Annotated in this window: 29 protein-coding genes and 1 riboswitch; of the genes, 27 read left to right on the top strand and 2 right to left on the bottom strand. The window is 35.0% G+C overall.

The window, feature by feature from the left end; genetic code table 11:
* Positions 1–82 precede the first annotated feature (82 nt).
* The 10 genes from nrdR (at position 83) to greA (ending at position 12,478) form a co-directional block, all read left to right on the top strand.
* Positions 83–577, top strand: coding sequence for a transcriptional regulator NrdR (nrdR, locus tag SPB_RS07565; RefSeq protein ID WP_003105627.1), 495 nt, complete (start codon positions 83–85; stop codon positions 575–577).
* The gene (locus SPB_RS07560) at positions 561–1,745 is read left to right on the top strand and encodes a DnaD domain protein (RefSeq protein ID WP_003102742.1); all 1,185 of its coding nucleotides are present in this window, start codon (positions 561–563) and stop codon (positions 1,743–1,745) included. The genes nrdR and SPB_RS07560 overlap by 17 nt, the downstream gene beginning before the upstream one ends.
* The gene (gene dnaI, locus SPB_RS07555; protein WP_003103419.1) at positions 1,746–2,648 is read left to right on the top strand and encodes a primosomal protein DnaI; all 903 of its coding nucleotides are present in this window, start codon (positions 1,746–1,748) and stop codon (positions 2,646–2,648) included.
* Between the two features lie 38 nt (positions 2,649–2,686).
* Entirely contained in the window at positions 2,687–3,997 is a 1,311-nt protein-coding gene (gene der, locus SPB_RS07550) for a ribosome biogenesis GTPase Der (protein ID WP_003103613.1), read from the top strand.
* Positions 3,998–4,237: 240 nt separating this feature from the next.
* Positions 4,238–7,333 carry a pilus expression-regulating Snf2 family helicase gene (locus SPB_RS07545; RefSeq protein WP_003104450.1) on the top strand — a complete coding sequence of 1,032 codons (3,096 nt, stop codon included), beginning with the start codon at positions 4,238–4,240 and terminating at the stop codon, positions 7,331–7,333.
* Between the two features lie 105 nt (positions 7,334–7,438).
* Positions 7,439–8,050 (top strand): divisome accessory protein ZapJ, encoded by a 612-nt coding sequence (gene zapJ / locus SPB_RS07540; RefSeq protein WP_003106089.1) that lies wholly within the window; start codon positions 7,439–7,441, stop codon positions 8,048–8,050.
* Between the two features lie 26 nt (positions 8,051–8,076).
* Positions 8,077–9,408, top strand: a complete 1,332-nt coding sequence (gene murC / locus SPB_RS07535; protein ID WP_003105247.1) for a UDP-N-acetylmuramate--L-alanine ligase — start codon at positions 8,077–8,079, stop codon at positions 9,406–9,408.
* Between the two features lie 44 nt (positions 9,409–9,452).
* Positions 9,453–9,935 carry a GNAT family N-acetyltransferase gene (locus SPB_RS07530; RefSeq protein WP_003102934.1) on the top strand — a complete coding sequence of 161 codons (483 nt, stop codon included), beginning with the start codon at positions 9,453–9,455 and terminating at the stop codon, positions 9,933–9,935.
* Between the two features lie 114 nt (positions 9,936–10,049).
* On the top strand, positions 10,050–11,927 hold the full coding sequence (gene mltG / locus SPB_RS07525; protein ID WP_003104821.1) for an endolytic transglycosylase MltG: 1,878 nt from the start codon (positions 10,050–10,052) through the stop codon (positions 11,925–11,927).
* A 68-nt stretch (positions 11,928–11,995) separates the two neighbouring features.
* Entirely contained in the window at positions 11,996–12,478 is a 483-nt protein-coding gene (gene greA, locus SPB_RS07520) for a transcription elongation factor GreA (protein WP_003105138.1), read from the top strand.
* 77 nt (positions 12,479–12,555) lie between these two features.
* Here the strand turns inward: greA and yidC are convergent, their stop codons facing one another.
* The gene (gene yidC, locus SPB_RS07515; protein WP_003105894.1) at positions 12,556–13,488 is read right to left on the bottom strand and encodes a membrane protein insertase YidC; all 933 of its coding nucleotides are present in this window, start codon (positions 13,486–13,488) and stop codon (positions 12,556–12,558) included.
* 82 nt (positions 13,489–13,570) lie between these two features.
* On the bottom strand, positions 13,571–13,849 hold the full coding sequence (locus tag SPB_RS07510; protein WP_003102554.1) for an acylphosphatase: 279 nt from the start codon (positions 13,847–13,849) through the stop codon (positions 13,571–13,573).
* 118 nt (positions 13,850–13,967) lie between these two features.
* Here SPB_RS07510 and SPB_RS07505 point away from each other — a divergent pair, with 118 nt between their 5' ends.
* From SPB_RS07505 to SPB_RS07425, 17 genes are all read left to right on the top strand, one after another.
* Positions 13,968–14,705 (top strand): TrmH family RNA methyltransferase, encoded by a 738-nt coding sequence (locus tag SPB_RS07505; RefSeq protein WP_037619739.1) that lies wholly within the window; start codon positions 13,968–13,970, stop codon positions 14,703–14,705.
* Positions 14,706–14,744: 39 nt separating this feature from the next.
* On the top strand, positions 14,745–15,260 hold the full coding sequence (locus SPB_RS07500) for an HD domain-containing protein (RefSeq protein WP_003104643.1): 516 nt from the start codon (positions 14,745–14,747) through the stop codon (positions 15,258–15,260).
* A gap of 8 nt (positions 15,261–15,268) precedes the next feature.
* Positions 15,269–15,958 (top strand): Bax inhibitor-1/YccA family protein, encoded by a 690-nt coding sequence (locus SPB_RS07495; RefSeq protein ID WP_003105583.1) that lies wholly within the window; start codon positions 15,269–15,271, stop codon positions 15,956–15,958.
* Between the two features lie 103 nt (positions 15,959–16,061).
* A complete protein-coding gene (locus tag SPB_RS07490) occupies positions 16,062–17,300 on the top strand; it encodes a diaminopimelate decarboxylase (RefSeq protein ID WP_003104705.1) in 1,239 nt (412 codons plus the stop codon).
* Between the two features lie 104 nt (positions 17,301–17,404).
* Positions 17,405–17,647 (top strand): YneF family protein, encoded by a 243-nt coding sequence (locus SPB_RS07485; RefSeq protein WP_003105388.1) that lies wholly within the window; start codon positions 17,405–17,407, stop codon positions 17,645–17,647.
* A 181-nt stretch (positions 17,648–17,828) separates the two neighbouring features.
* Positions 17,829–18,623, top strand: coding sequence for a glutamate racemase (gene racE / locus SPB_RS07480; RefSeq protein WP_003104131.1), 795 nt, complete (start codon positions 17,829–17,831; stop codon positions 18,621–18,623).
* Positions 18,620–19,618: a nucleoside-triphosphate diphosphatase gene (locus SPB_RS07475; RefSeq protein WP_003105157.1), complete on the top strand. Its 999-nt coding sequence runs from the start codon at positions 18,620–18,622 to the stop codon at positions 19,616–19,618. Before racE ends, SPB_RS07475 begins: the two co-directional genes overlap by 4 nt.
* A complete protein-coding gene (locus SPB_RS07470) occupies positions 19,597–20,118 on the top strand; it encodes a metallophosphoesterase (protein ID WP_003104938.1) in 522 nt (173 codons plus the stop codon). Before SPB_RS07475 ends, SPB_RS07470 begins: the two co-directional genes overlap by 22 nt.
* Complete coding sequence (gene cbpB / locus SPB_RS07465) at positions 20,115–20,582, top strand: cyclic-di-AMP-binding protein CbpB (protein WP_003105902.1); 468 nt, start codon at positions 20,115–20,117, stop codon at positions 20,580–20,582. The genes SPB_RS07470 and cbpB overlap by 4 nt, the downstream gene beginning before the upstream one ends.
* Positions 20,563–21,321, top strand: coding sequence for a site-specific tyrosine recombinase XerD (gene xerD / locus SPB_RS07460; RefSeq protein ID WP_003102437.1), 759 nt, complete (start codon positions 20,563–20,565; stop codon positions 21,319–21,321). The genes cbpB and xerD overlap by 20 nt, the downstream gene beginning before the upstream one ends.
* Positions 21,321–22,025 (top strand): segregation/condensation protein A, encoded by a 705-nt coding sequence (locus SPB_RS07455; RefSeq protein WP_003103887.1) that lies wholly within the window; start codon positions 21,321–21,323, stop codon positions 22,023–22,025. Before xerD ends, SPB_RS07455 begins: the two co-directional genes overlap by 1 nt.
* Positions 22,025–22,576 (top strand): SMC-Scp complex subunit ScpB, encoded by a 552-nt coding sequence (gene scpB / locus SPB_RS07450; protein ID WP_003103138.1) that lies wholly within the window; start codon positions 22,025–22,027, stop codon positions 22,574–22,576. Before SPB_RS07455 ends, scpB begins: the two co-directional genes overlap by 1 nt.
* Before the next feature lie 34 nt (positions 22,577–22,610).
* Positions 22,611–23,336, top strand: a complete 726-nt coding sequence (locus SPB_RS07445) for a pseudouridine synthase (RefSeq protein ID WP_003102482.1) — start codon at positions 22,611–22,613, stop codon at positions 23,334–23,336.
* Positions 23,333–23,572, top strand: a complete 240-nt coding sequence (yidD, locus tag SPB_RS07440; RefSeq protein ID WP_037621206.1) for a membrane protein insertion efficiency factor YidD — start codon at positions 23,333–23,335, stop codon at positions 23,570–23,572. The genes SPB_RS07445 and yidD overlap by 4 nt, the downstream gene beginning before the upstream one ends.
* A gap of 188 nt (positions 23,573–23,760) precedes the next feature.
* Entirely contained in the window at positions 23,761–24,306 is a 546-nt protein-coding gene (locus SPB_RS07435) for a tRNA (cytidine(34)-2'-O)-methyltransferase (protein ID WP_003102349.1), read from the top strand.
* 135 nt (positions 24,307–24,441) lie between these two features.
* Positions 24,442–24,566, top strand: a riboswitch (FMN riboswitch).
* 77 nt (positions 24,567–24,643) lie between these two features.
* Positions 24,644–25,207: an ECF transporter S component gene (locus tag SPB_RS07430; RefSeq protein WP_003105567.1), complete on the top strand. Its 564-nt coding sequence runs from the start codon at positions 24,644–24,646 to the stop codon at positions 25,205–25,207.
* Complete coding sequence (locus SPB_RS07425) at positions 25,208–25,858, top strand: phosphatase PAP2 family protein (RefSeq protein ID WP_003102506.1); 651 nt, start codon at positions 25,208–25,210, stop codon at positions 25,856–25,858. It abuts the gene before it with no gap.

Below are 25,858 nucleotides of genomic sequence, written 5' to 3'. Positions count from 1 at the left end.
CAAAGGGGAATATTCTTTTTTTTAAGTGAAAAATATGATAGAATAGAGTACTAAATTAATTTGATAGAATTGGGGTGTTTGCGTGCGTTGTCCAAAATGTAATTATAATAAATCTAGTGTCGTTGATAGTAGACAGGCTGAAGATGGCAATACCATCAGACGTCGAAGAGAGTGTGAGAAGTGTCATACACGATTTACTACATTTGAACGACTCGAAGAGCTCCCATTGTTAGTCATCAAAAAAGATGGTACCAGAGAACAATTTTCTAGAGATAAAATTCTGAATGGTGTTGTTCAAAGCGCCCAAAAGCGTCCAGTTTCTAGTACTGATATTGAAAATCTTATTTCAAGAATAGAGCAAAAAGTAAGAGCTGACTATGAGAATGAAGTTTCTAGTACGGCTATTGGTAATTTAGTGATGGAAGAATTGGCAGAATTAGACGAAATTACTTATGTCCGTTTTGCAAGTGTTTATAAAAGCTTTAAAGATGTTGATGAAATTGAAGAATTGCTTCAGCAAATCACTAATCGTGTTCGTGGAAAAAAGAAAAGTAGTGTAAATGATGAAACCCATTGATGAATTTTATTATGTAAAAAATAATAAAATTTTATACAATTCAAATAGTTTAATCCAAGTTTATGCCCCAATTATTGGGAATGATGCTGTTCTCCTATATCAATATTTTATTGAATTTTTTGATGATGCAAGAAGAAGTCATAAATTTTCAGAAATTTTAAATCAACTTCAGTTTGGGATGAGTCGATTTGAAGATGCCATGGTTCTATTGACAGCAATGAATTTGGTCACTTTTTATCAACTCCCAGACGGATATGCGGTTAAATTGCAAACGGCTTTAGATGTGGAAGAGTTTTTATCAAGTCCAGTCTACAAACGCCTCTTAGAACAAAAAATTGGTGATTTAGCAGTCTCAGAAATGCAACCAAGTGTACCTAAGTATGCACAAGATATCTCTAAAAAATTCTCAGATGTTTTTTCTACAGATGTCAAAGGTCAAGTTGCAGCCCCTTCTACCAAAAAACGTCAAGTACAATTTGATTTAGCAAGCTTTAAACGATTGATGACCAGAGATGGTTTGCAGTTTAAAAATGAAAATGAAGCAGTAGTTGGACTCTATAGTTTTTCTGAACAATATGGATTAACTTGGTTTGATACTTATCAAGTTGCCAAGGCGACAGCAATCAACGGGAAAATTTCACCCAGTCGAATGCACTTGAAGCAGTCCCAATCTGCTGTGGCAGACACTGATGCTACATTTTCGGAACCAGAAAAAGTAATCATTACTGCTGCTAAAAATGATACAGCTCTGCAATTCCTGGAAAAAATCAAGAAAGCTCGTCGGGCTACCGTAACCCAAGGTGAGCGTGATTTACTTTTGCAACTAGCTGAAATGAATTTCTTGGATGAGGTAATCAATGTCATGGTCCTTTATACTTTTAACAAGACTAATTCTGCTAACTTGCAAAAAAATTATCTTTTAAAAATCGCAAATGATTTTTCTTATCAGAATATCGCTAGCGCGAATCAGGCCGTTTTGAAGATGCGTAGTTTTGAAGAACGCAAGCAACAAGCGATAAGTAAGGCTAAACCTAAGAAATCAAACGTTCCTGAATGGAGCAATCCAGACTATCAAGAATCAACCAGTCAGGCAGAGCAAGAAGAACTAAATCATTTTAAAGAAGAAGCGTTAGAACGTTTAAAAAATCTCAGAAAAGGTGGTGACTAGATGGAAAAAATTGGTCAAACAATCAATAAAAAAGGTCAACTTGTACGCAACAATGCAAACGAGCTAATTCAAGTGATTTTGGCTGATCCTGAAGTTGCTGAATTTATTTCTAGCCATCAGTTAAGTCAAGATGAAATTAATTTAAGTTTGTCAAAGTTCAATCAATTTTTGGTTGAACGTGCTAAATTCAAAACTGGTGATCCGTCTTATATAGCAAAAGGCTATTCACCGATTTTAGTGATGAATGAAGGTTATGCTGATGTTTCTTATCAAGAGACTAGAGAATTAATTGATGCTAAAACGAAGGCTGCCATCTCTGACAGAATAAATTTAGTCAATCTACCAAAGTCATATCGCAATATTCGCATGTCTGATTTTGATATCAATAATGCTAGTCGAATGAAAGCTTTATCAGAGTTATTGGATTTTGTTGAACAATATCCTTCACCTGACCAAAAGGGACTGTACTTATTTGGTGACATGGGAATTGGGAAATCATATTTGATGGCTGCTATGGCTAGAGAATTATCTGAGCAAAAAGGAATTTCAACTACCTTGCTCCATTTTCCTAGTTTTACAATTGATGTCAAAAATGCTATCTCAACAGGTTCAGTTAAAGAAGAAATTGATGCTGTTAAATCTGTACCCGTTCTAATTTTAGATGATGTTGGTGCAGAACAAGCAACCTCTTGGGTACGTGATGAAATTTTACAAGTTATTTTACAATACCGAATGTTAGAAGATTTACCAACTTTCTTCACATCCAATTATAGTTTCAACGATTTGGAGAAGAAGTGGGCAAATATTAAAGGAAATGATGAAACTTGGCAAGCTAAAAGAGTGATGGAACGCGTACGCTATTTAGCTAAAGAATTCCACCTCGAAGGTGCCAATCGTCGTTAATGAATCTTGTCATAGAAGATGACAAAAGAAGGAGAATCATGGTTTTACCTACAGTTGCCATAGTTGGGCGCCCTAATGTCGGCAAGTCCACATTATTTAATCGAATTGCAGGAGAACGTATTTCTATCGTCGAAGACGTTGAAGGCGTGACACGTGACCGGATTTATACCACTGGTGAGTGGTTAAATAGAAAATTTTCACTAATTGATACAGGTGGGATTGACGATGTCGATGCCCCATTTATGGAACAAATTAAACACCAAGCACAAATTGCTATGGATGAAGCAGACGTTATTGTCTTTGTTGTATCAGGTAAAGAAGGGGTAACTGATGCGGATGAGTATGTATCAAAAATTCTATACCGCACAAATAAACCGGTTATTCTTGCCGTAAATAAAGTCGATAACCCAGAAATGCGTAATGATATTTATGATTTCTACGCTCTTGGCTTAGGCGATCCATACCCAGTTTCATCAGTCCATGGTATTGGTACAGGTGATGTGCTCGATGCCATTGTTGAAAATCTACCAATTGAAGTTACAGAAGAAAATGATGATGTTATTCGTTTTAGTTTAATTGGGCGTCCAAATGTTGGAAAATCAAGTCTAATCAATGCTATACTTGGTGAAGACCGAGTAATTGCCAGCCCAGTTGCGGGGACTACCCGTGATGCTATCGATACATCATTTAAAGATGAAGATGGTCAAGAATTTACAATGATTGATACAGCTGGTATGCGTAAATCAGGTAAGGTCTATGAAAATACTGAAAAGTATTCTGTTATGCGCGCTATGCGCGCCATTGATCGCTCTGATGTCGTATTAATGGTAATCAATGCAGAAGAAGGTATCCGCGAGTATGACAAACGGATAGCTGGTTTTGCTCATGAAGCCGGAAAAGGGATGATCATTGTCGTCAACAAGTGGGATACCCTTGAAAAAGACAATCATACCGTTTCGAAATGGGAAGCTGATATTAGAGACCAATTCCAGTTCCTATCTTACGCACCAATTATCTTTGTTTCAGCAGAAACAGGGCAAAGACTGAATAAATTGCCAGAAATGATCAAACGAATCAGTGATAGTCAAAGTCGCCGTATTCCATCAGCTGTCCTAAATGATGTCATTATGGATGCGATTGCTATTAACCCTACCCCAACAGATAAAGGAAAACGTCTTAAAATTTTCTATGCGACACAAGTTTCCGTTAAACCTCCAACTTTTGTCGTCTTTGTTAATGAAGAAGAGTTAATGCATTTCTCTTATCTACGCTTCTTAGAAAATCAAATTCGTGCCGCCTTTACATTTGAAGGAACACCAATTCACTTAATTGCTCGTAAACGTAAATAAGAGTGGGACAGAAATCGATTAATTCGTAGAAATATGACTTTGTTATATCACCACTTACTCAACTGAACATAAACTCTATAAAAAGAAGCTGAAACTTTTTGTCCCAGTTTCTTTTTTGTTGGAAAAAATATTCTAATTCTCTATTTTATTAGAGAAATTTTTTCTGTTAATGGGTTATTAAGAGGCATTCTCAATAGAATTTTGATATAATTAAGGGATAATGACAGAGGTGGGGTAAAGATGGCGAGATTAATTCCAGGAAGAATTAGAAATCAAGGAATAGCCTTGTATGATCAAGGATTAGTTAAAATTGTTAAAGAAGAAAAAAGCCAAATTGAGGCACAAGTTGATTGTCAAAAAGTTACCTATGGAGTAGATGATGATGCCATAACCTGTCAATGTGATTTTTTTGCGCGGAAAAAATATTGCCAGCATATTGCTGCTCTGGAATACTTTTTGAAAAATGATCCAAACGGGAAAGTTATTTCTGAGCAATTTACCAACCAGTCTGAATCAAAAGAAGAAACCAAAAAAATGACATCCTTTGGTAGTCTATTTTTAGATAATTTAAAAATGAATGAGGATGATACCACAGTCTACCGACTATCGGCAACCGGTAGTCGTAGTCCTTATTCTTCAGAATTTTGGTGGAGTTTAAAGATTAATCGACTTCCTGATGATCGGACTTATGTCATCAGAGATATCCGAGGATTTATTAACTTAATCAAAAAAGAAGGTTTTTATCAGATTGGAAAAAACTATTATGAACAATTATCACTCTTGAAATTCGATCAAGCTAGCCAAGATTTAATCTCATTTTTATGGCGACTAGCTCCTGACTCTGATAAAAGTGATCATAGTTTTGTTTTTCCAAATCACGCCAGACATTTACATCTACCAAGTGGCTTTTTTGAAGAGGGCATATTTTTACTGAGAGATTTATATGAATTCACTTTTGAAGGGGCATATCAGAACTATTCAACTGTTTTTGTTAAACCACTAGACGCAGAGGCTGAATTGTTTAAATTTACAATTGAAGTTCATCGTAAATCAATTGAATTAAAAATCAGTGAAAAGTCAGTTAGTTATTTATTTGATAATGTCTACCTATTACATAATGACACCTTCTATTACAATACTTTAAGACAACAGAAAATGATTTCTGCTCTACGCAGTCTACCAATTGAATCAGATTTGCAAAAGCATATTTACTTTGATTTAGATGACCAAGCTAAATTGGCTGCAAGTCTTTTAGATTTCAAAGAGATTGGTCTAGTAAAGGCACCTAAAAGTTTTGACATTAGAGATTTTGATGTTACTTTTAACTTTGATACCAACAAAAATCAAATTTTGCTTGAACTAGTCTTTGATTATGGTGATTTGCTGGTCTCTGATAAGATGACATTAGATCAATTGCCTTTTGCAAGTAACTATAAAAAAGAAGAAAAAATATACAGAGCAATGAGCTTCTATGATTTTTCTCCTCAGTTTCAGTCCATAAAAGAAATTGAATCACCACATGACTTATATCGATTTTTCACTCAAGCTCTTCCTTATTTTAATAAATTAGGTAAAGTTAATTTATCTGAATCTGTTAGTCAATTGAGATTCTCAGAAGCACCACAAATTGTTATTGAAAGACAACAAGGCGGTTTATTAGATGTCTCATTTGATTTTTCTCAAATTCTTGAAAATGATATTGATGATGCTTTGACGGCATTATTTACCAATAGTCCATATTTTGTAACTGAAAGTGGTAAATTAGTTGTTTTTGATGATCAGACTCAAAAAATCAGTCAATCATTACTTAAACTACGGGCACAACAAAAAGAAAATGGCCACCTACAATTAGACGGAATTGCGGCAGTTCAATTATCACAACTTTTTGAAGGGCAAGAAAACGTCCATTTTTCTCAAGAATTGGAAGAGTTAATTTCTGACTTGAGACATCCAGAGCGTTTAGTTTTACCTGACTTAGCTGTGAATGCTTCAATTAGGGATTACCAATTTCAAGGAATAAAATGGATGACGATGCTTGATAAGTATGGTTTTGGTGGCATTCTAGCAGATGATATGGGATTGGGTAAAACCCTTCAAACAATTGCTTTTTTAAAAAGTAAGTTATCTACTGGCAAAAAGGTTCTGATTCTATCACCTTCAAGTTTACTCTATAATTGGTTAGATGAATTTGAAAAATTTGTGCCTGATTTAGATGTTGTTGTCTCTTATGGGCATAAACAAGTCAGAGACCAACTTATTTCAGAAGAACACCAAGTTACTATTACCTCATACTCATCTTTCAGACAGGACTTTACAAGCTACAAAAATTATAACTATGATTACTTGATTCTTGATGAAGCACAAGTTATAAAGAACTCCCAGACTAAGATTGCTAAAAGTTTACGGGAATTTAATGTTAGTAATTGCTTTGCCTTATCTGGGACACCAATTGAAAATAAACTTCTTGAAATTTGGTCTATCTTTCAAATTGTCCTACCGGGATTGCTTCCCAATAAAAAAGACTTTTTAAAAATGGATGCTAAGCAGGTGTCACGTTATATTAAGCCATTTGTTATGCGTCGTCGTAAGGATGATGTATTACCTGAATTACCAGAACTAATCGAAATGAACTACCAAAACGAAATGTCAGATCAGCAAAAGGCAATTTACTTAGCTCAGTTACGTCAAATGCAAGACAGGATTCGAAATTCTAGTGATGCTGATATTAATCGTCGTAAAATCGAAATTTTGTCAGGTATTACGAGATTGAGACAAATTTGTGATACACCAAGTTTATTTATGGATTATGATGGAGATAGTGGTAAATTAGATAGTTTAAAAACCCTACTTGTTCAAATCAAAGAAAATGGACATCGTGCACTGATTTTTTCACAATTTCGTGGAATGTTAGATATTGCTGAAAAAGAAATGGAAGCTTTAGGTTTGACCCATTATAAAATCACCGGTTCAACTCCGGCTAATGATCGCCAGGAGATGACCAGAGCATTTAATAATGGCTCAAAAGATGCCTTCCTAATTTCCCTTAAAGCAGGTGGTGTCGGATTGAATTTGACGGGGGCTGATACTGTTGTTCTAATTGATTTATGGTGGAATCCTGCTGTCGAAATGCAAGCTATTAGCCGAGCTCATCGACTTGGCCAAAAAGAAAATGTGGAAGTCTTTCGTTTAATCACCAGAGGAACCATTGAAGAAAAAATTCTGGAAATGCAAGAAGGAAAACGGAATTTAGTAACAACAGTTCTTGACGGTAATGAAAGTAGAGCTAGCATGACCATTGAGGAAATTAAAGAAATTTTAGGTCTCGATAGTTATTGAAGTCAGCTTTTCTAATAAAACTGACTTTCGCTAGGGGAATACTTTGAAAAATAGCCCTAATTAGTTTATAATAGTGAATGCTACAGGAAGAAAGAGGACTATAGTATGACTAAGCATCAATTTCCATTGGTTGCCGATGGTCAGCCGATAATCGAAGCAGGTCGTCAAATGTATTTGTATGAAAATACGGACTTGATAACAAACATTCATGGCTACTATCAGGATAAAAATTACGAAGATATCAGACACGAAAATGAACTTGCTTTTGAAAATCAATCAGAGTCGTATCAGGAATCAAACCGTAAGAAAATCATTGACGAAGGTCGTAATTATGCAGAAATGGCACGAAAAAGAGCTAAGCGCGATATTAAAGCAAAACGCCAAGACTATATTGCTAAAGAAATGATCTATTCTCCAAAACCAAAATATAAATCAGAGAAGTCAGCAGTCAGTGGAAAAAATAGTCAAATGACTAGTCATCCTGCGACAGCATTAAGTCATTTGAGTGAAAAGTTAAGCCAGGAATCCTATATCTTAGCTGAAATTTCCACTCATTATAATGAACCAAAAGAAACTAACCAGCCAGTGGCTAAAAAAAATAATTATGATTTTCTGAAGAGAAGCCAGATTTATAATAATGAAGAGGCTCGTATTCATAGAGAGAAAACAATCGCTCAAGAACTGAATCTAACACGTTTAGAAGATGTCAAAAATTAATGGGTTATCTATTAGAAGGAGTTAACATGTCAACAACCTATCATTTTATTGGAATTAAAGGATCTGGAATGAGTGCTTTAGCACTAATGCTACATCAAATGGGCCACAAGGTTCAAGGGAGCGATGTGGAGAAATATTACTTTACACAACGTGGCTTAGAAAAAGCGGGTATTGAAATCCGACCTTTTAGTAAAGATAATTTGAATGGAGATATGGAAGTTATTGCTGGTAATGCCTTCAGAGAAGATAATAACGAAGAAATAGCCTACGCAATTCAAGAAAATATTCCTTTTAAACGATACCATGAGTTTCTTGGTGATTTCATGAAACAATTTACAAGTTTTGGTGTTGCAGGTGCCCATGGCAAAACATCAACAACAGGACTTTTATCACATGTATTGAAAAATATTACTGATACCTCTTATTTGATTGGTGATGGAACTGGTCGTGGATCAGCTAATGCTCAGTACTTTGTTTTTGAATCAGATGAATATGAACGTCATTTCATGCCTTATCATCCTGAATACTCAATCATTACCAATATTGACTTTGACCATCCAGATTACTTTACAGGGATCGAAGATGTTTTTGCTGCCTTCAATGACTATGCTAAACAAGTTAAAAAAGCTTTATTTGTATACGGTGAAGACCCTGAGTTGAAAAAGATTTCTGCTAATGCACCAATTTATTATTATGGTTTTAGTGATGAGGATAACTTTACTGCTTATGATATTCGTCGTACGACAAATGGTTCAGACTTTAAAGTCAAACATGATGGCCAAGAAATTGGTGATTTCCATGTTCCTGCCTATGGTAAACACAATATCTTAAATGCAACAGCTGTTATTGCCAACTTATTTATTGCCGGTTTTGACATGGACTTGGTTGCTAAACACATGGTAAGTTTCAATGGAGTTAAACGTCGTTTCACCGAAAAAATTATCAATGATACAATCATTATTGATGACTTTGCTCACCATCCAACAGAAATTGTGGCAACCATCGATGCAGCTAGACAGAAATACCCAAGTAAAGAAATTGTTGCGATTTTCCAACCTCATACTTTCACAAGGACAATTGCTTTGCTTGATGAGTTTGCACTTGCATTAAATGAAGCAGACAGTGTCTACTTAGCAAAAATCTATGGTTCAGCGCGTGAAGTCGACCACGGTGATGTAAAAGTTGAAGATTTGGAAGTAAAAATAAACAAGCCATCAAAAATTATCACAGTTGAGAATGTTTCACCATTACTTGATCATAACAATGCAGTGTATGTTTTTATGGGAGCTGGTGATATTCAGCTATATGAACGTTCATTCGAAGAACTATTGGCTAACTTAACACACAATAATCAATAAAACTAACCTGCCTAGTGCAGGTTTTCTGTTAGAAGAGGTAGCATATGATTATTAGAAATGTCCGACCTGAAGATTGGGTGAAAATATCAGAAATCGAAGCAAACAATTTTTCCGAACAAGAAGCGTCTACTAAAGAAGTTATCAAAGAACGCTGTCAACTCATTCAAGACACTTTTTTGGTAGCAGAGATAGATGATCAAATTGTAGGATACATCGAAGGACCAGTCGTATCACAACCTATCTTAGAAGATTATCTTTTTCAAGGTGTCAGTAAAAATCCAGTAATTGGTGGCTATATTGCAGTGACCAGCCTATCGATTGATAGTCATCATCAGCAAGAAGGCATAGGGATTGCATTATTAGCAGCTTTAAAAGATTTAGCTATTGCCCAGGAAAGATTAGGTATCATTTTAACTTGTCACGAAGAATTAATTTCTTATTATGAGATGAATGGCTTTACTAGTTTAGGCTTGTCCGACTCAAAACATGGCGGTTCTATATGGTATTTGATGGAGTGGAAAGCTTGAAACTAGCTTAAAATACCTATTTTTATTAAGAATTAGTAACATTGTTAGGAATTAATTGCATTTATAGCTATATTGGGTTATAATTGCGGTTGATTACATTTAGGAGGATCCGCATTGACAGATCACAAAGATGATAAGCAAAAGACTCCATCTAAGATGAGCTTTAAGGAGCAAATTCTTGCAGAGTTGGAAAAAGCTAATCAAATCAGAAAAGAAAAAGAAGAAGAACTGCATCAGCAGGGCTTAAGAGAAGATGAACTTCGACAGAAGGAAATTGAAGTTCAAAAAGCTACTCAAAGAACAGCCGAGCTATATCATGAGTATCAAAAAGAAGCAGAATCTCAAACAGTTAAAGATAGTGAAAGTTTAACAATTGGGGAAACTCAACCCCAAATAGTGCCACTTTCAGCCAATCATCTAGTAGCTGAAGCAATTGAAGTATCTGAAATTGAAAGTATAGAAAGTTTCTCAGAGAATAATAGTCTAGAGGAAGATTCAGGTTCAGAATCCTATGCTGTTTATTCAGAATCTGAAACAAGTCCTTTAGAAAAACAGACTACAAGTGATCGTTCAAACACAAATCAAACTGATTTTTCTGAGAGTCAAGAGGAAAGTCTTGAAAAATCTGACGAGAATTTCAAAGAAGATGAAAGTGATTTATCTAAAACAATTCCTTTTACACCATTAATGGCCAATGATCTCGATCCTACAGGGTTGACTACTGAAAGTCAGGCAACAATCCTTAGCAACGATGATATTGTTCATTATGATCACTCAGAAAATGATAAAGAGACTTTGACCGAAAAGCAAAATGAGACTTCTACTGATGAAGGAGGCCTTGTGAAGAAAAGGGCAAAACGTCAACATGTCAATCGACTAGCAAATAAAATTTCATTAATGATTATTGCTGGTATCCTAGCTCTAATGTTATTAGTTGCTGTAATTGGTACAACTTATGTTTATAGTGCAGTGAACCCGATTGATAAAACTGATAAAAAATATGTTCAAGTTGAAATTCCAGTTGGATCTGGTAATAAATTAATTGGACAAATTCTTGAAGAAAAAGGATTAATCAAAAATAGTACGGTTTTTAATTTCTATACTAAATTTAAAAACTATGGAAACTTCCAAAGTGGCTATTACAATCTTCAAAAGAGCATGTCGATGGGTGAGATTGCTAAGTCCTTGCAAATAGGTGGAACTGCAGAACCAACAAAACCTGTTTTGGGGAAAGTTCTCATTCCAGAAGGTTATTCAATCCGACAAATGGCTAAGGCTATGGAAGATAACGTCAATACTAAGTCGACAAAAGATAAATCACCATTTAGTTCGGAAACCTTCTTAAAAGTAATTTCAGATGATGTTTTTATTAAAGAAATGGTAAAAAAATATCCTCGTCTTTTATCAAGTATTCCTAAAAAATCTGATGCTATTTATCAATTAGAAGGTTATTTATTCCCAGCTACTTACAATTACTATAAAGGTAGTAGTGAGAAGGAAATGATTGACCAAATGTTAGCAACAACTGATGCAAAAATGGCTAATTATTATGATCAGATTGAAAATGATGGTAAAACGGTTAATGAAGTGTTAACACTGGCATCTTTAGTGGAAAAAGAAGGTTCTACGGATGAAGATCGTAGAGATATTGCTAGTGTCTTCTATAATCGTCTGAATAATGGTATGGCTTTACAATCTAATATTGCTATTTTATATGCAATGGGTAAATTAGGAGATAAAACTTCACTTGCTGAAGATGCTTCTATTGACACAACCATTAAATCACCTTATAATATTTACACGAACACAGGTCTTATGCCTGGACCGGTAGATAGTCCTGGGGTATCTGCAATTGAAGCAACTGTAAAACCTGCAAATACAGATTACCTATACTTTGTTGCGAATGTTAAGACTGGTGAAGTGTATTACGCTAAGACTTATGAGCAACATTCCGCGAACGTTGAAAAATACGTCAATAGTCAAATTCAGTAAAATGAGACATGATGCTTAGGCATCATGTTTCTATTTCTGATAACATAACATGAAAAGAGAGAAAAATTATGGCTGAAAAAACTTATCCAATGACACAAGGTGAAAAAGATCAACTTGAACTAGAATTAGAAGAATTAAAATTAGTTCGTCGTCCAGAAGTAGTTGAACGTATAAAAATTGCTCGTTCATATGGTGATTTGTCAGAAAACTCTGAGTATGATGCAGCAAAAGATGAACAAGCTTTCGTTGAAGGTCAAATATCGACTTTGGAAACTAAAATCCGTTTTGCAGAAATCATTAATAGTGATGACGTGGCAAAAGATGAGGTTGCAATTGGAAAAACAGTTGTCGTTAAAGAAGTTGGCACAAATGATAAAGATACATATCATATTGTTGGTGCAGCTGGAGCAGATATCTTCTCAGGTAAAATATCTAATGAGAGCCCAATTGCGCATGCCTTAATTGGTAAAAAGAAAGGTGATATCGTAAAAATCGAAACACCAGCTGCAACTTATGACGTTGAAATTATTAGTGTTGCAAAAACAAAATAAGAGGGTTGCTGAATTTTCAGCGCTTTTTTATTTTACACAAAAAGTTCCACTAATTATTAGTGGAACTTTTTGTGTTGTTATTTACGTTTCTTTTGTTTACCAGCATTACGATTTGTCTTTGTATGGCCAGTATTTGATAAGTTTTTTGAAGTTTGAGGTTTACTTGCAGTCACATCCTTGCGAGGATTGTTTGATTTGTATGCTTTTGGAGGGTTATTTTTGTATTCTTCTTCAATTTTTTGACGAAGTTTAGGTTTAATTATGTATGTTGTAATCAATTGTTGAATTATACTGAAGAAACCACCAACTAACCAATAAAGACCAACACCAGCAGGAAGACTCAATGTCATGAATATCATCATGATTGGCATTGTGTACATCATTGTTTTCATTTGAGCACGTTGCTCTTCAGCAACAGCTTGCATTGACAACCATGATTGGAAGAAATAAAGAATAGCAATTATTCCTGTTAAGGCTAAGCTACGGCTTCCTAAGTCAATCCCCATGAAAGTACTTGTTGAAATGCCCTTAGTGTACATAGCTGCAAAGTACATTGCAGAGAAGAAAGGCATTTGGATAAGTAAAGGAAGACATCCCATACCACCAAGCATGTTAATGCCATTTGCTTTTTGAGCTGCCATCAAGTCTGACTGGGCAGCAAATTTTTCTTCTTGTGTGCTTGCATTTTTCATGCGTTGATTAATTGGATCAAAAATTGGTTTTAAGTAAGCCATTTTTTCTGATTGATAGCTTGCTTTCCAAGATTGATACAAACCGAGTGGGAGGATTATTGTTCTAACAATAATGGTTACTATAATAATAGATAAACCAAATCCAAGCCCCATATGGTTAGCGAAGTAGTCGATGAAGTATGACATGGGTTTACCAATTGTATCCCAAATCATCCCTTTTGGATTACCATGAGAATCTCTACCAACACAGCCTGATAAGCTTACTAATACTGACAAGGCAAGTCCTGATAAGAGAATACGATTTAATTTAATTTTCAATGTATTTTTCCTTTAAATTTTAATATACCTATCTATTTTACTTTTTTTCTTTAAATAGCACAATACTTCTGTAGCCTGATTTTTAATTTGACATCTTAAAGTCATGATAATCAGGAGAATTATCCAAAGCAACATCTAAATAAGTCACATTTGACCACCGAGAGGGACCTTTTCTAATTTCTTGAATAAATTTAGCTACCTTACTTGGATCTTCAGATTGGGCTATAATTCCAACCGTACCGTCATCGTTGTTCCAAACCCGCCCATAAATATTGCCCATTTCAAGAGCAAGTGAATAGGTCGAATATCGAAAACCAACTCCTTGTACCTTTCCAGATACCGTCAAACGTACTTTTTTCATAGTAATCCTCCTTATCCACTTATTATAGCATAAGTAAGACTTTTCTTATTTTTTTAGGATTAATTATAGGGTTGATATTCTTATTAGCAATAGTGCCTAGATATGGTATAATATGGGCATGATTATTACTTCAAAAGCAAATCCATTAATTAAACAAACAAAAAAATTATTGACAAAAAAACATCGCAAGGGAAGCTATCTAATTGAAGGCTGGCATTTATTTGATGAAGCCCAAAAAGCACATCAGGAATTTGTCCATATTTTCTTACAAGAAGACATGGCTGATAAGCTGCGCTCTTTAGAAGGTGTCATACTAGTCACTAACGAAGTGCTGAAAGAATTAACGGACTCGCCGAATCCCCAAGGAATTATTGCCGAGATTAAGATGCCATCACCGACAGTCCTTGAAGATATGCAAGGCAAATACCTCTTATTAGAAGATGTTCAAGATCCTGGAAATTTAGGAACATTGATTCGTACAGCAGATGCAGCAGGCTTTACAGGTGTCTTTCTATCTGACAAATCTGCAGATTTATATAACCCAAAAACACTTCGGTCCATGCAAGGATCTCACTTTCATTTACCAGTTTGGAGAGACAATGTCTTGCAGTTTTGTCAACAAGCAAAAGAAGTTGGCGTTCCAGTTATCGCAAGTACCTTATCTGATCAGTCCGTTGATTACCAGTCGATTGAAACACCTGAATCATTTATTTTGGTAATGGGTAATGAAGGGGCTGGTATTAGCAGTCAGATGACTGAAATAGCCGATACTCTAGTTCATATTACGATGCCTGGGCAAGCTGAGAGTTTAAATGTTGCTGTTGCAGCAGGGATACTTATTTTCAGTCTGATTTAAGCTCATATGTTATAATAGTCCCATGAGAGGTGATAGTATATGGACTATAAAAAAGATATAGAATTTATGGAGCTAGTCGGTGAAATGATTGATCATCCTCGATTCCAAAAACTAGAAAAAATCGTGCAGCACCATCATTCAACCCGACTAGAACACTCAATTAATGTCGCATACAGTAGTTTTAAAATGGCCAAAAGATTTGGCTGGGACGCAGCAAGTACAGCTCGTGGAGGTTTACTTCATGACTTCTTTTATTATGACTGGCGTGTAACTAAATTTAATAAAAGTCATGCATGGGTTCATCCAAGAATTGCCATCCGTAATGCCAGAAAATTGACTACACTTAATAAAAAAGAAGAGGATATCATCCTTAAACATATGTGGGGTGCAACAATTGCATTTCCACGTTACAAAGAATCCTATATTGTAACCATGGTCGACAAATATTGGGCTGTCAAAGAAGCTGCAACACCAATACGTAATCGTTGGGTAAATCGTCGCTTCTTTAATAAAAAAGCAATAATTAGAAAGACTTTAAATAGTCATAATCGATAGGAGAGAAAATGAACGAAAATATTATTTATACAGAGACTGACTCAGGTCTCAATCAGTTTTTTGCCAAAATTTATAGTTTAGTCGGTATGGGAATTGGCTTATCAGCTTTTGTTTCCTACTTAATGCTTTATCCCTTTAAAGATAACTTACTAAATATTGTTGCCAATCATCCTTTTGTTTATTATGGAGCAATTATTTTTGAATTGTTATTAGTCTTTTTTGCTAGTGGTGCAGCTCGCAAAAATACACCAGCTGCTTTGCCATTATTCTTAATATATTCTGCTTTAAATGGATTTACTTTGAGCTTTATCATTATGGCTTACACTACATCGACAGTAATGCAGGCTTTTGTCTCATCCGCAGGCGTCTTCTTCGTTATGGCTATGATTGGTGCTCGTATCAAACGTGACCTTTCAGGCATGAGAAAAGCTCTATTTGCTGCTTTGATTGGTATTATCTTGGCCAGTGTGGTAAATATCTTTCTTGGTAGTGGTGCTATGAGTTATATCATTTCTATTATTTCAGTTCTGATTTTCTCTGGCTTAATTGCTGCCGATAATCAAATGATTAAGCAAGTTTATCAATCAACCAATGGTCAAGTCAATGACGGTTGGGCAATTGCTATGGCACTAAGCTTGTACTTAGACTTTATCAACTTATTTATTAGTCTACTTCGTATTTTTGGACGAAATGATTAATTCACATTAATAGTCAGTCGAAATAGACTGGCTATTTTTCTGTCATTCTGTACCAACTTATGTTATACTGTTTCTAATATTTTTGAAGATTCGGAGAATTGCCATGAAAGAACCCTTTGTCAGTAAAGAAACCCTAGAAAAAATTATCACGACCTATCCAACTCCTTTTCATCTTTATGATGAAAAAGGAATCCGAGAAAAAGCGCGAGCTCTTAACAAAGCGTTTTCATGGAACAAAGGTTTTAAAGAGTATTTTGCGGTCAAGGCAACACCCACGCCTGCCATCTTAAAAATATTACAAGAAGAAAATTGTGGCGTTGATTGTGCAACTGATGTTGAACTATTAATGAGTCATGAATTAGGCTTTACAGATGTTATGTTCTCTTCTAACAATACAAAGGCCAGTGAATATCAATATGCTAGACAGATTAATGCGACAATCAATTTAGATTCCTATGATCAAATTGGATTCTTGAAAGCGATAACTAGCCTTCCTGAGACTATTTCACTCCGTTACAATCCAGGTGGTACTTTTACTTTAGGCACAGCGATTATGGACCATCCGCAAGAGTCAAAATTTGGGATGACCAAAGAGCAACTTTTTCAAGGAATTCGTGATCTTAAAGCTGATGGTGTTCAGTCATTTGGAATCCACTCTTTCTTGGCTTCAAATACTGTAACCAATGATTATTATCCAGAATTGGCAAGAGACTTGTTTAACTTAGCTGTAGAAATAAAAGACCAGCTAGGTGTGAAACTTGATTTTATTAATTTATCAGGGGGAATTGGGGTCAACTACAGGCCAGAAGAAAAGGCTAATGATATTGCAGTAATTGGTGAGGGAGTCAGAAAGGTTTATCAGGAAGTTATAGAACCTCATAATTTAGGAGACTTGAAAATTTTCACTGAATTAGGTCGTTTTATGCTTGCACCGCATGGTCATCTCATTACGACTGTTTTACACCGGAAAGAAACCTATAAAAAATATGTGGGTGTAGATGCTTCAGCGGTTAATTTGCTACGTCCGGCAATGTATGGATCTTATCACCATATCACTAATAGTAGTCATCCGCTAGCAGATTTTGAAACTGTTGATGTCGTCGGCTCTTTGTGTGAAAATAATGATAAATTTGCCAAAGACCGTCAGTTGCCAAAGGCTGAAATTGGGGACATTCTGGTTATCCATGATACTGGTGCTCATGGCTTTTCAATGGGCTATCAATATAATGGAAGACTCAGATCAGCTGAGATTCTATTGAAAGAAAATGGAGATACTCGACTTATTAGAAGAGCAGAAACTCCGGAAGATTATTTTGCAACTATTCGAGGTTTTGATTTTTAATAATCATGGTATTTGAATAAGTTTTGAGAAGAAGACTAATTTGTAAAAAGAAGGTAAATTTGATATAATGAGTGGAATAAAAAACTAGGAGAATTTATATACATATGTCTACAGCTATTTGGATTTTATTAATTATTGTTGCCCTTGCAGGTGGTTTATTTGGTGGCGTTTTTCTTGCCCGTAAACAAATTGAAAAAGAACTTGGTGAGCACCCACGTTTGACACCAGAAGCAATCCGTGAAATGATGAGTCAAACAGGACAAAAACCTAGTGAAGCTAAGGTTCAACAAACTTACCGTAACATTGTCAGACAATCTAAAGCAGCTTCAAACAAAGGTAAAAAATAAGAAATTGTAATTAGAATTACTTTCGATTCTAAGAAGAATTTCTGACAAGGAACAGTCATCGATAGTCAAAGTTTGAAATAGCTTTTGTAATTGATTTCATTGTCAACTGTTCAGGGTTCAAAATCAACTCAGTTGGCAAAACCGACTGAGTTTTTTACCGTATTGATTAGGAAGAGACATAATGGATAATAGACCAATTGGATTTCTAGATTCAGGTGTAGGAGGCTTAACAGTCGTTCGGGAACTTAGAAGACAATTACCACATGAAAACATTGTTTATATAGGAGATTCAGCAAGAGCACCTTATGGCCCAAGACCAGCGGAGCAAATTCGTGAATTCACTTGGGACTTAGTTAATTTTTTATTGACCAAAGATGTGAAGATGATTGTATTTGCCTGTAATACTGCAACTGCAGTCGCTTGGGAAGAAGTCAAAGAGGCATTATCAATCCCAGTTCTTGGTGTGATATTACCTGGATCAAGCGCAGCAATCAAATCAACGACAAATCGTAAAGTTGGCGTGATTGGGACGCCAATGACAGTTTCGTCCAATATCTATCAAGAGAAAATTCAACTCTTGGCACCAATGTTAAGCGTGATTAGTTTAGCATGTCCTAAATTTGTCCCCATCGTTGAGTCTAATGAGATTAAGTCGAGTGTAGCTAAAAAGGTTGTTTATGATACGTTGAGCCCATTGGTTGGGAAAGTGGATACACTTGTTTTGGGATGCACACATTACCCATTACTGCGTCCGATTATTCAAAATGTTATGGGGCCAGGAGTGAAATTGATTGATAGTGGGGCAGAATGTGTCCGTGATATCTCTGTTTTATTAAACTATTTTCAAATAAATGCTAATCCAAAAGAAATTGAAAAAAATCATCGTTTTTATACAACAGCTGGTGTTGAAAGTTTTCAAGAAATTGCAACGGACTGGTTAGAAGAGAATGTAAATGTGGAGCATGTAACCTTATGACAAACAAAATTTACCAAATGAAAGATGATGATAACTGGTTTATCGGAAAATGGAATGGCTACAATTCAATTGAATTGCTAGGTGGAGTCCTTGATGAAGATCTAAACAGTCTAAATCAAATGTTAGCCCCATTAAATAATCAAGATTATGATGAAGAAAATTGGCAAGAATTTGGCTATGCGATTACCGTTATTGAAAAAAATTCTGATTATAAATTAGTTTCCTTTGTCTTAAATATGATTAATGAAGAGACTGGACGTCATCTTGTTGCAATCGAAGAAGCAGGGGCGATCATTATTTTAGAAGACGAAACTATTTATGCGATTAAAGTTCCAAGACAAGGCGTCAGTAAACAAGCCTTCTTTGGTAAATCAACACAAAGTTTTGGTGATACTATTTTAATTGCGACACATAACCAAGGCAAAACAAAGGAATTTCGTCAATTATTTGGTAAAATTGGATATAAAGTGGAAGACTTAAGTAACTATCCAGAGTTACCAGAAGTTGAAGAAACAGGTGTTACTTTTGAAGAAAATGCAAGATTAAAAGCTGAAACGATTGCTAACCTAACTGGGAAGATGGTCTTAGCTGATGATTCAGGTTTGAAAGTGGATATTCTTGGTGGATTACCTGGCGTTTGGTCAGCACGATTTTCTGGTCCAGAAGCAACTGATTTAAGTAATAATGCCAAATTATTGCATGAACTAGCAATGGTTTTTGAAAAAAAAGATCGATCAGCACAATTTCACACGACATTAGTTGTGGCTGCACCAGGTAAAGACAGTTTAGTCGTAGAAGCAGATTGGCTAGGCTATATTGCGACAGAACCAAAAGGTCAAGAAGGATTTGGTTATGATCCTCTCTTTATTGTTGGAGAGAGCGACAAACACGCAGCAGAATTATCTGCCGAAGAAAAAAATGAGATTTCACATAGAGGGCAAGCTGTTAAGAAGTTAATGGAGGTATTTCCATCATGGCAGGCAAAACTTTCATAGTTATGAGTGATACTCACGGTGATCGTGGGATTATTGAATCTATAAAAAGCCGTTATTTAGGACAGGTAGACGCCATATTTCATAATGGGGATTCTGAACTTAAAAGTTCAGATAATATATGGCAAGGTATTTACGTTGTAGCCGGAAACTGTGACTATGACCCTGGCTACCCAGAAAAGAATATCATTAAAATTGGTCCATTTACTATTGCACAGACACATGGACATCTATATCATATTAATTTTACATGGGATAAATTAGATTATTTTGCCCAGGAAGCCCAAGCAGACATCTGTCTATATGGGCATTTGCACCGAGCTGATGCTTGGAAGGCAGGGGGAATTATATTTATTAATCCAGGAAGTTTATTACAACCGAGGGGTGAAATTAATGAAAAACTATATGCTTATGTGCAACTCACAGATGATTTGATAAAAGTTGAATACTTTAATCGAAATCATCAACTTTATCCCCTATTAACTAAGGAATTTAATCGATGATTGCAAAAGAATTTGAAAGCTTTTTACTTCAACACCTAGATAGTTATTTGATTCCAGCGGATGATTTAGCTATCTTTATTGATACACATAATTCAGATCATGTCATGCTTTTATTAGTAAGTAATGGCTTCTCTAGAGTACCTGTTTTATCTAAGGATAAAATCTATAAAGGGACAATTAGTATTTCGGATATAATGAATTATCAACGTAAGAAACAATTGACTGACTGGGAAATGAATCAAATTGATATTGGCAAAATGGTTAATACAAAAATTGAACCACTCTCAGTTCATGCAAAGCTAGCAACTATTATGCATCAATTGGTAGAATATCCATTTTTACCAGTTGTCGATGATCAGAAAAAATTTGTTGGTATTATTACAAGAAAATCGATTTTAAAAGCTGTAAATTCTCTTTTACATGATTTTACTGAAGGATATGACATTGTCAAAAAGCATAATTGATCAAATTGACCCATTTCTAAATCAAAAACGTATTGCTGAAAATACTAAACTGTCTTACCGTTATGACTTATTACAATTTATTGAGATTATTGGTGAGCGCCTTTCTCAAGATAAGCTGAAATTATATCAAATGTGTTTAGCCTCTTTAAGTTTATCTGCTAAAAAAAGGAAGTATTCGACAGTTAACCAGTTTTTGTTTTATTTATACCAACAAAAATTTGTTCCAGACTATTACTTTTTAGATGAAAAAATTAGGTTAGAAATAGATTCTAACAGTCCCAAATCAGTGATTAAGTATGAAGCTTTTTACAAAGCTAGTGCTTTTGAACAAGGTCGACTAATCGCACTTCTCATTTTAGAGATGGGCTTACTGCCTAATGAAATTGCTCGGTTAACTGTAAAAGATATTGATTTGTCATTTGAAGTAATTCGTATCAACCAGAATCATCGGGTGAGAGTGCTAACAATTCCCAAACATATAATGCATTCAGTTAAAGAACAACTAAGATTTGAACAGACTTTTTTGTTTGAGCATGGTGGCAAGGCATTTTCAAGGCAGTGGTATTTTAGTCAATTGAAAGGCTACTTGGAGTCGATTGGCTATGGACAACTTTCAGCTCAAGATCTTCGTCAGGAATTTATTTTGAATCAAAAGGAAAAAGGTAAGTCGATGATGGAATTAAGTAAGGAACTTGGCTTGAAAAGTCCAATTACCCTAGAAAAGTATTATAAAAATTAATGGATATTAAATTAAAAGATTTTGAGGGGCCCCTCGATTTATTACTTCACCTTGTTTCTAAATATCAAGTGGATATCTACGACGTGCCAATTGTTGAAGTTATTGAGCAATATTTAGCCTATCTTAATACCCTACAAGCTATGAAATTGGATGTTGCAGGGGAATATATGGTTATGGCCAGTCAACTGATGCTAATAAAGAGTCGTCGGTTGCTGCCGAAAATTGTTGAAGCTGACCCTGAAGAAGATGATCCTGAAATGGACTTGTTAAGCAAAATTGAAGAGTATAGTCGCTTTAAAGAACTGAGTCAAGAATTAGGTAAGCAACATGACAGGCGGGCCAAACTCTACTCGAAAGCAAAGCAAGAGCTGATTTTTGAAGATGCTGTTCTCAATCAAGACCGGAGCATTACAGACCTCTTTTTGGCCTTCTCGAAGATAATGACAGTTAAACAAGAGGAATTTAAAAATAACCATACCGTTATTGACCGCGATGACTTTAGAATTGAAGACCTGATGAACCACTTGGAAGAAAAATTAAAGCAGAAAAGTACAATTAAGCTAGCTAGTGTCTTTCAGGAATGTTCCGGTTTGAATGAAGTGATCACATTATTTTTAGCTACCTTAGAATTAGTGAAGATTCAACATGCCTTTATCCAACAAGAACACAATTTTGGAGAAATTATTTTAAGAAAGGGAAATTAATGACTTATTTGTCTCAAATAGAAGCACTTCTATTTGTTGCTGGTGAAGAAGGATTGAGTATTAGAAACTTAGCAACAATGGTTAATCTAACACCGACAGCCTTGCAACAACAATTAGAAAAATTGTCAGATAAATATAAGAATGATAAAGATTCAAGTTTGTCATTAATAGAATCTGCTAACACTTATAAATTGGTTACTAAAGATGAGTACTGGGAATTGCTTAGAGCTTTTGCGAAAGCGCCGATGAATCAGAGTTTATCAAGAGCTAGCTTGGAAGTCCTATCAATTATTGCATACAAGCAGCCTATTACCAGAATTGAAATTGATGAAATTAGAGGAGTTAATTCTTCTGGGGCTTTAAGTAAGCTATTGGCTTTTGAGTTAATCAAGGAGGCTGGTAAGAAAGAAGTAATTGGTCGTCCCAACCTTTACGTCACATCAGACTATTTCCTTGATTTCATGGGAATTAATGATTTAAATGAATTAATTGATATATCAGAAGTTGATATACAAGAACAAGAAACTGAGCTTTTTCATAATAATGATTAATTGGTTGGTTTGAACGCAATAGAAAAGAGAAAAAATGAGAATTAACAAATTTATCGCCCATGCTGGGGTTGCCAGTAGACGGAAAGCTGAAGAACTAATTAAACAAGGACTAGTTACTATCAATGGTCAAGTCGTTACTGAATTAGCAACGACTGTTAAATCAGGTGATCAAGTAGAAATTGAAGGTAGTCCAATCTACAATGAAGAAAAAGTCTATTATCTTTTAAATAAACCTCGTGGTGTGATTTCTTCCGTTTCAGATGATAAAGGAAGAAAAACCGTAATTGATTTACTACCACAAGTTAAAGAAAGAATTTATCCAGTAGGTCGTCTAGACTGGGATACATCTGGTTTACTTCTTTTAACTAATGATGGTGATTTCACAGACATGATGATTCACCCAAGAAATGAGATTGATAAAGTCTATCTGGCGCGTGTTAAAGGAATTGCTACAAAAGATAACTTGCGTCCATTGACTCGTGGAGTGGTTATTGATGGTAAGAAAACTAAACCAGCTCGTTATAATATCATTCGAGTTGAAGCTGATAAGAATCGCTCGATTGTTGAGTTAACTATTCATGAAGGTCGCAACCACCAAGTTAAGAAAATGTTTGAATCAGTAGGCTTGATTGTTGATAAACTATCTCGGACTCAATTTGGTACGTTAGATTTGACTGGATTACGTCCAGGCGAAGCTCGTCGATTAAATAAGAAAGAAATCAGTCAGTTGCATAATGCAGCAGTAACAAATAACAAATGAAAAAACTATTAATAGCACCAGTGAAAGTCTACCAAAAGTGGATTTCTCCACTCTTTCCACCTTCTTGTCGATACCGTCCCACCTGTTCCACATATATGATTGTGGCGATTGAAAAACATGGTATATTAGGTGTAGTAATGGGGGTTGGACGCATTTTGCGTTGCCATCCATTTGTTGAAGGTGGGAATGATCCTGTCCCTGACTATTTTACTTTAAGACGTAATAAAAATATTTGAAAAAAACAACTTTATAAAGATAAATTGTTGACAATCTTTGATAGAGTGTTATAATAAGTAATAAGTTTTCGTTGATTTAAATCAAACCTGTTATGATTTAAGTTTGCGAAGCACCACAACCACATTGTTTGCTGAGCATGACTCCGAGCAGTGTGGTTTTTTTATGAGTGAAAAGGTAGAATAATATAATGGGAAACAAACTAGAAGACATAGACTATAGAGAAAACAATAGTAGAAACCATGTGGTTTTATTTCAACCACAAATTCCACAAAATACAGGTAATATAGCAAGAACATGTGCGGCAACCAACGCACCCCTTCATATTATCAAACCAATGGGATTTCCAATTGATGATCGAAAGATGAAACGTGCAGGACTAGATTATTGGGATAAATTAGATGTTCGATTCTATGATTCCTTGGATGATTTTTTGGGAAAAGTGGACGGACAAATTCATTTAATCAGTAAATTTGCAGAAAAGGTCTATTCAGATCACAATTATGATGATGGACAAGCCCATTACTTTATTTTTGGTCGAGAAGATAAAGGACTACCCGAAGAATTCATGCGAGAACATTCTGAGAAGGCTTTACGCATCCCAATGAACGATGAACATGTCAGAAGTCTAAATCTATCTAATACGGTTTGTATGATAGTATATGAAGCCTTAAAGCAACAATCATTCCAGGGTCTGGAATTAAGCCATAGATATGAACATGATAAATTGAAGTAGTAATATATAAAAAAGCATCTTTTTTTGAAAAGGTGCTTTTTTATATAAATAAAATTCTAAAATAGAGTCAGTTTGCATATTATTTATAATTTTAATCAAAAGTCTTGCTATATAGTGAGATATTTGCTATTCTATTAGTGTCTTCAGGGCAGGGTGTAATTCCCGACCGGCGGTGACTAGGTAACTAGAAGTCCGCGAGCGAAAGCTGACGTGGTGTGATTCCACGACCGACAGTAAAGTCTGGATGAGAGAAGACCGGGTTTTTTGGCTACTACTTTTTTGGTACCCAAATACGAAGGAACTTCTTTCAATTTGAAAAAATTGGAGGAACTTTTTTATGTCAAAAACACAACGTATGGTAATGATTGCTGCACTTTCAGCGGTATCATTTGTCTTGATGTTTTTTAGCTTTTCAATCATACCAGGAGCTAGTTTCCTAAAGATTGAATTTTCAATTATACCGGTGTTAATTGGTATGGCTTTATTAGATTTAAAGAGTGCTTATGTCATTCTGATTTTGAGATCACTATTGAAGTTATTACTGAATAATAGTGGAGTCAATGATTTTATTGGTTTACCCATGAATATTGTTGCATTAGGATTATTTGTGACTGTGTTTGCCTTGATTTGGAAATCAAAACAAACAGTAAAACAGTACCTTGGAGCTAGTCTTATTGGAACAATTGTTTTAACACTTTCAATGGTCTTATTAAATTACTTTTATGCCATTCGACTTTATGCTAAATTTGCTAATTTTGATATTAGATCTTTTATTGGTATTGGTAAATATATTATGGCAATGGTGGTACCTTTTAATATTGTAGAAAGTATAATATTTGCTATTTCATTTTATTTTGTGTATATTGCTTGTAAACCAATTTTAGAAAGATATACACAATAGATGAAAAATAAGCAACAACATTGGTTAATTGCTTCCTTTGCTTTATTGATATTCGTTATGATTGGCTACATTGTTAAATTTTTCCCGGAAAGTTTAGTCCAGTTTGATCAGACGATTCAATCAGCAGTTAGAGGCAGTTTACCAGAAAATCTAACTGAATTTTTTAAAACCATTACTATCGCCGGTAATGTGATTACACAAATAATGATTGTCATTGTTTCTGTAGTTATTTTAGCATTAAAAAAATGGAAGTCAGAAGCATACTTTATGTTGACTATTGGTATCATTGCAGCCATTTTAATCACAGTATTAAAACTGATTTACCAGCGTGGACGGCCTTCCCTTATTCATATAGTTGTGGCTGATGGCTATTCATTCCCTTCTGGACATGCAATGGGAAGTATGTTGATTTTTGGAACTTTATTGATTATTGCCTATCAAAGGATTAGTAATAAGCCTCTTCAAATGCTAACAGTCGGCTTACTTGGGTTATTAATTCTTATCATAGGGACTTCACGAATCTATCTTGGTGTTCACTATCCAAGTGATGTATTGGGCGGATTTATCCTAGGATTTGGAGTACTCCAGTTTTTATATCCAATATATGATAAAAAACGGTTCGAGTGGCGCTTTCAATCAAAACAAAAATAA

The organism is Streptococcus parauberis NCFD 2020 (assembly GCF_000187935.1).
Taxonomy (GTDB): domain Bacteria; phylum Bacillota; class Bacilli; order Lactobacillales; family Streptococcaceae; genus Streptococcus; species Streptococcus parauberis.
The sequence above is the reverse complement of the archived record's forward strand: the minus strand, read 5'-3'. Positions and strand labels throughout refer to the sequence as shown.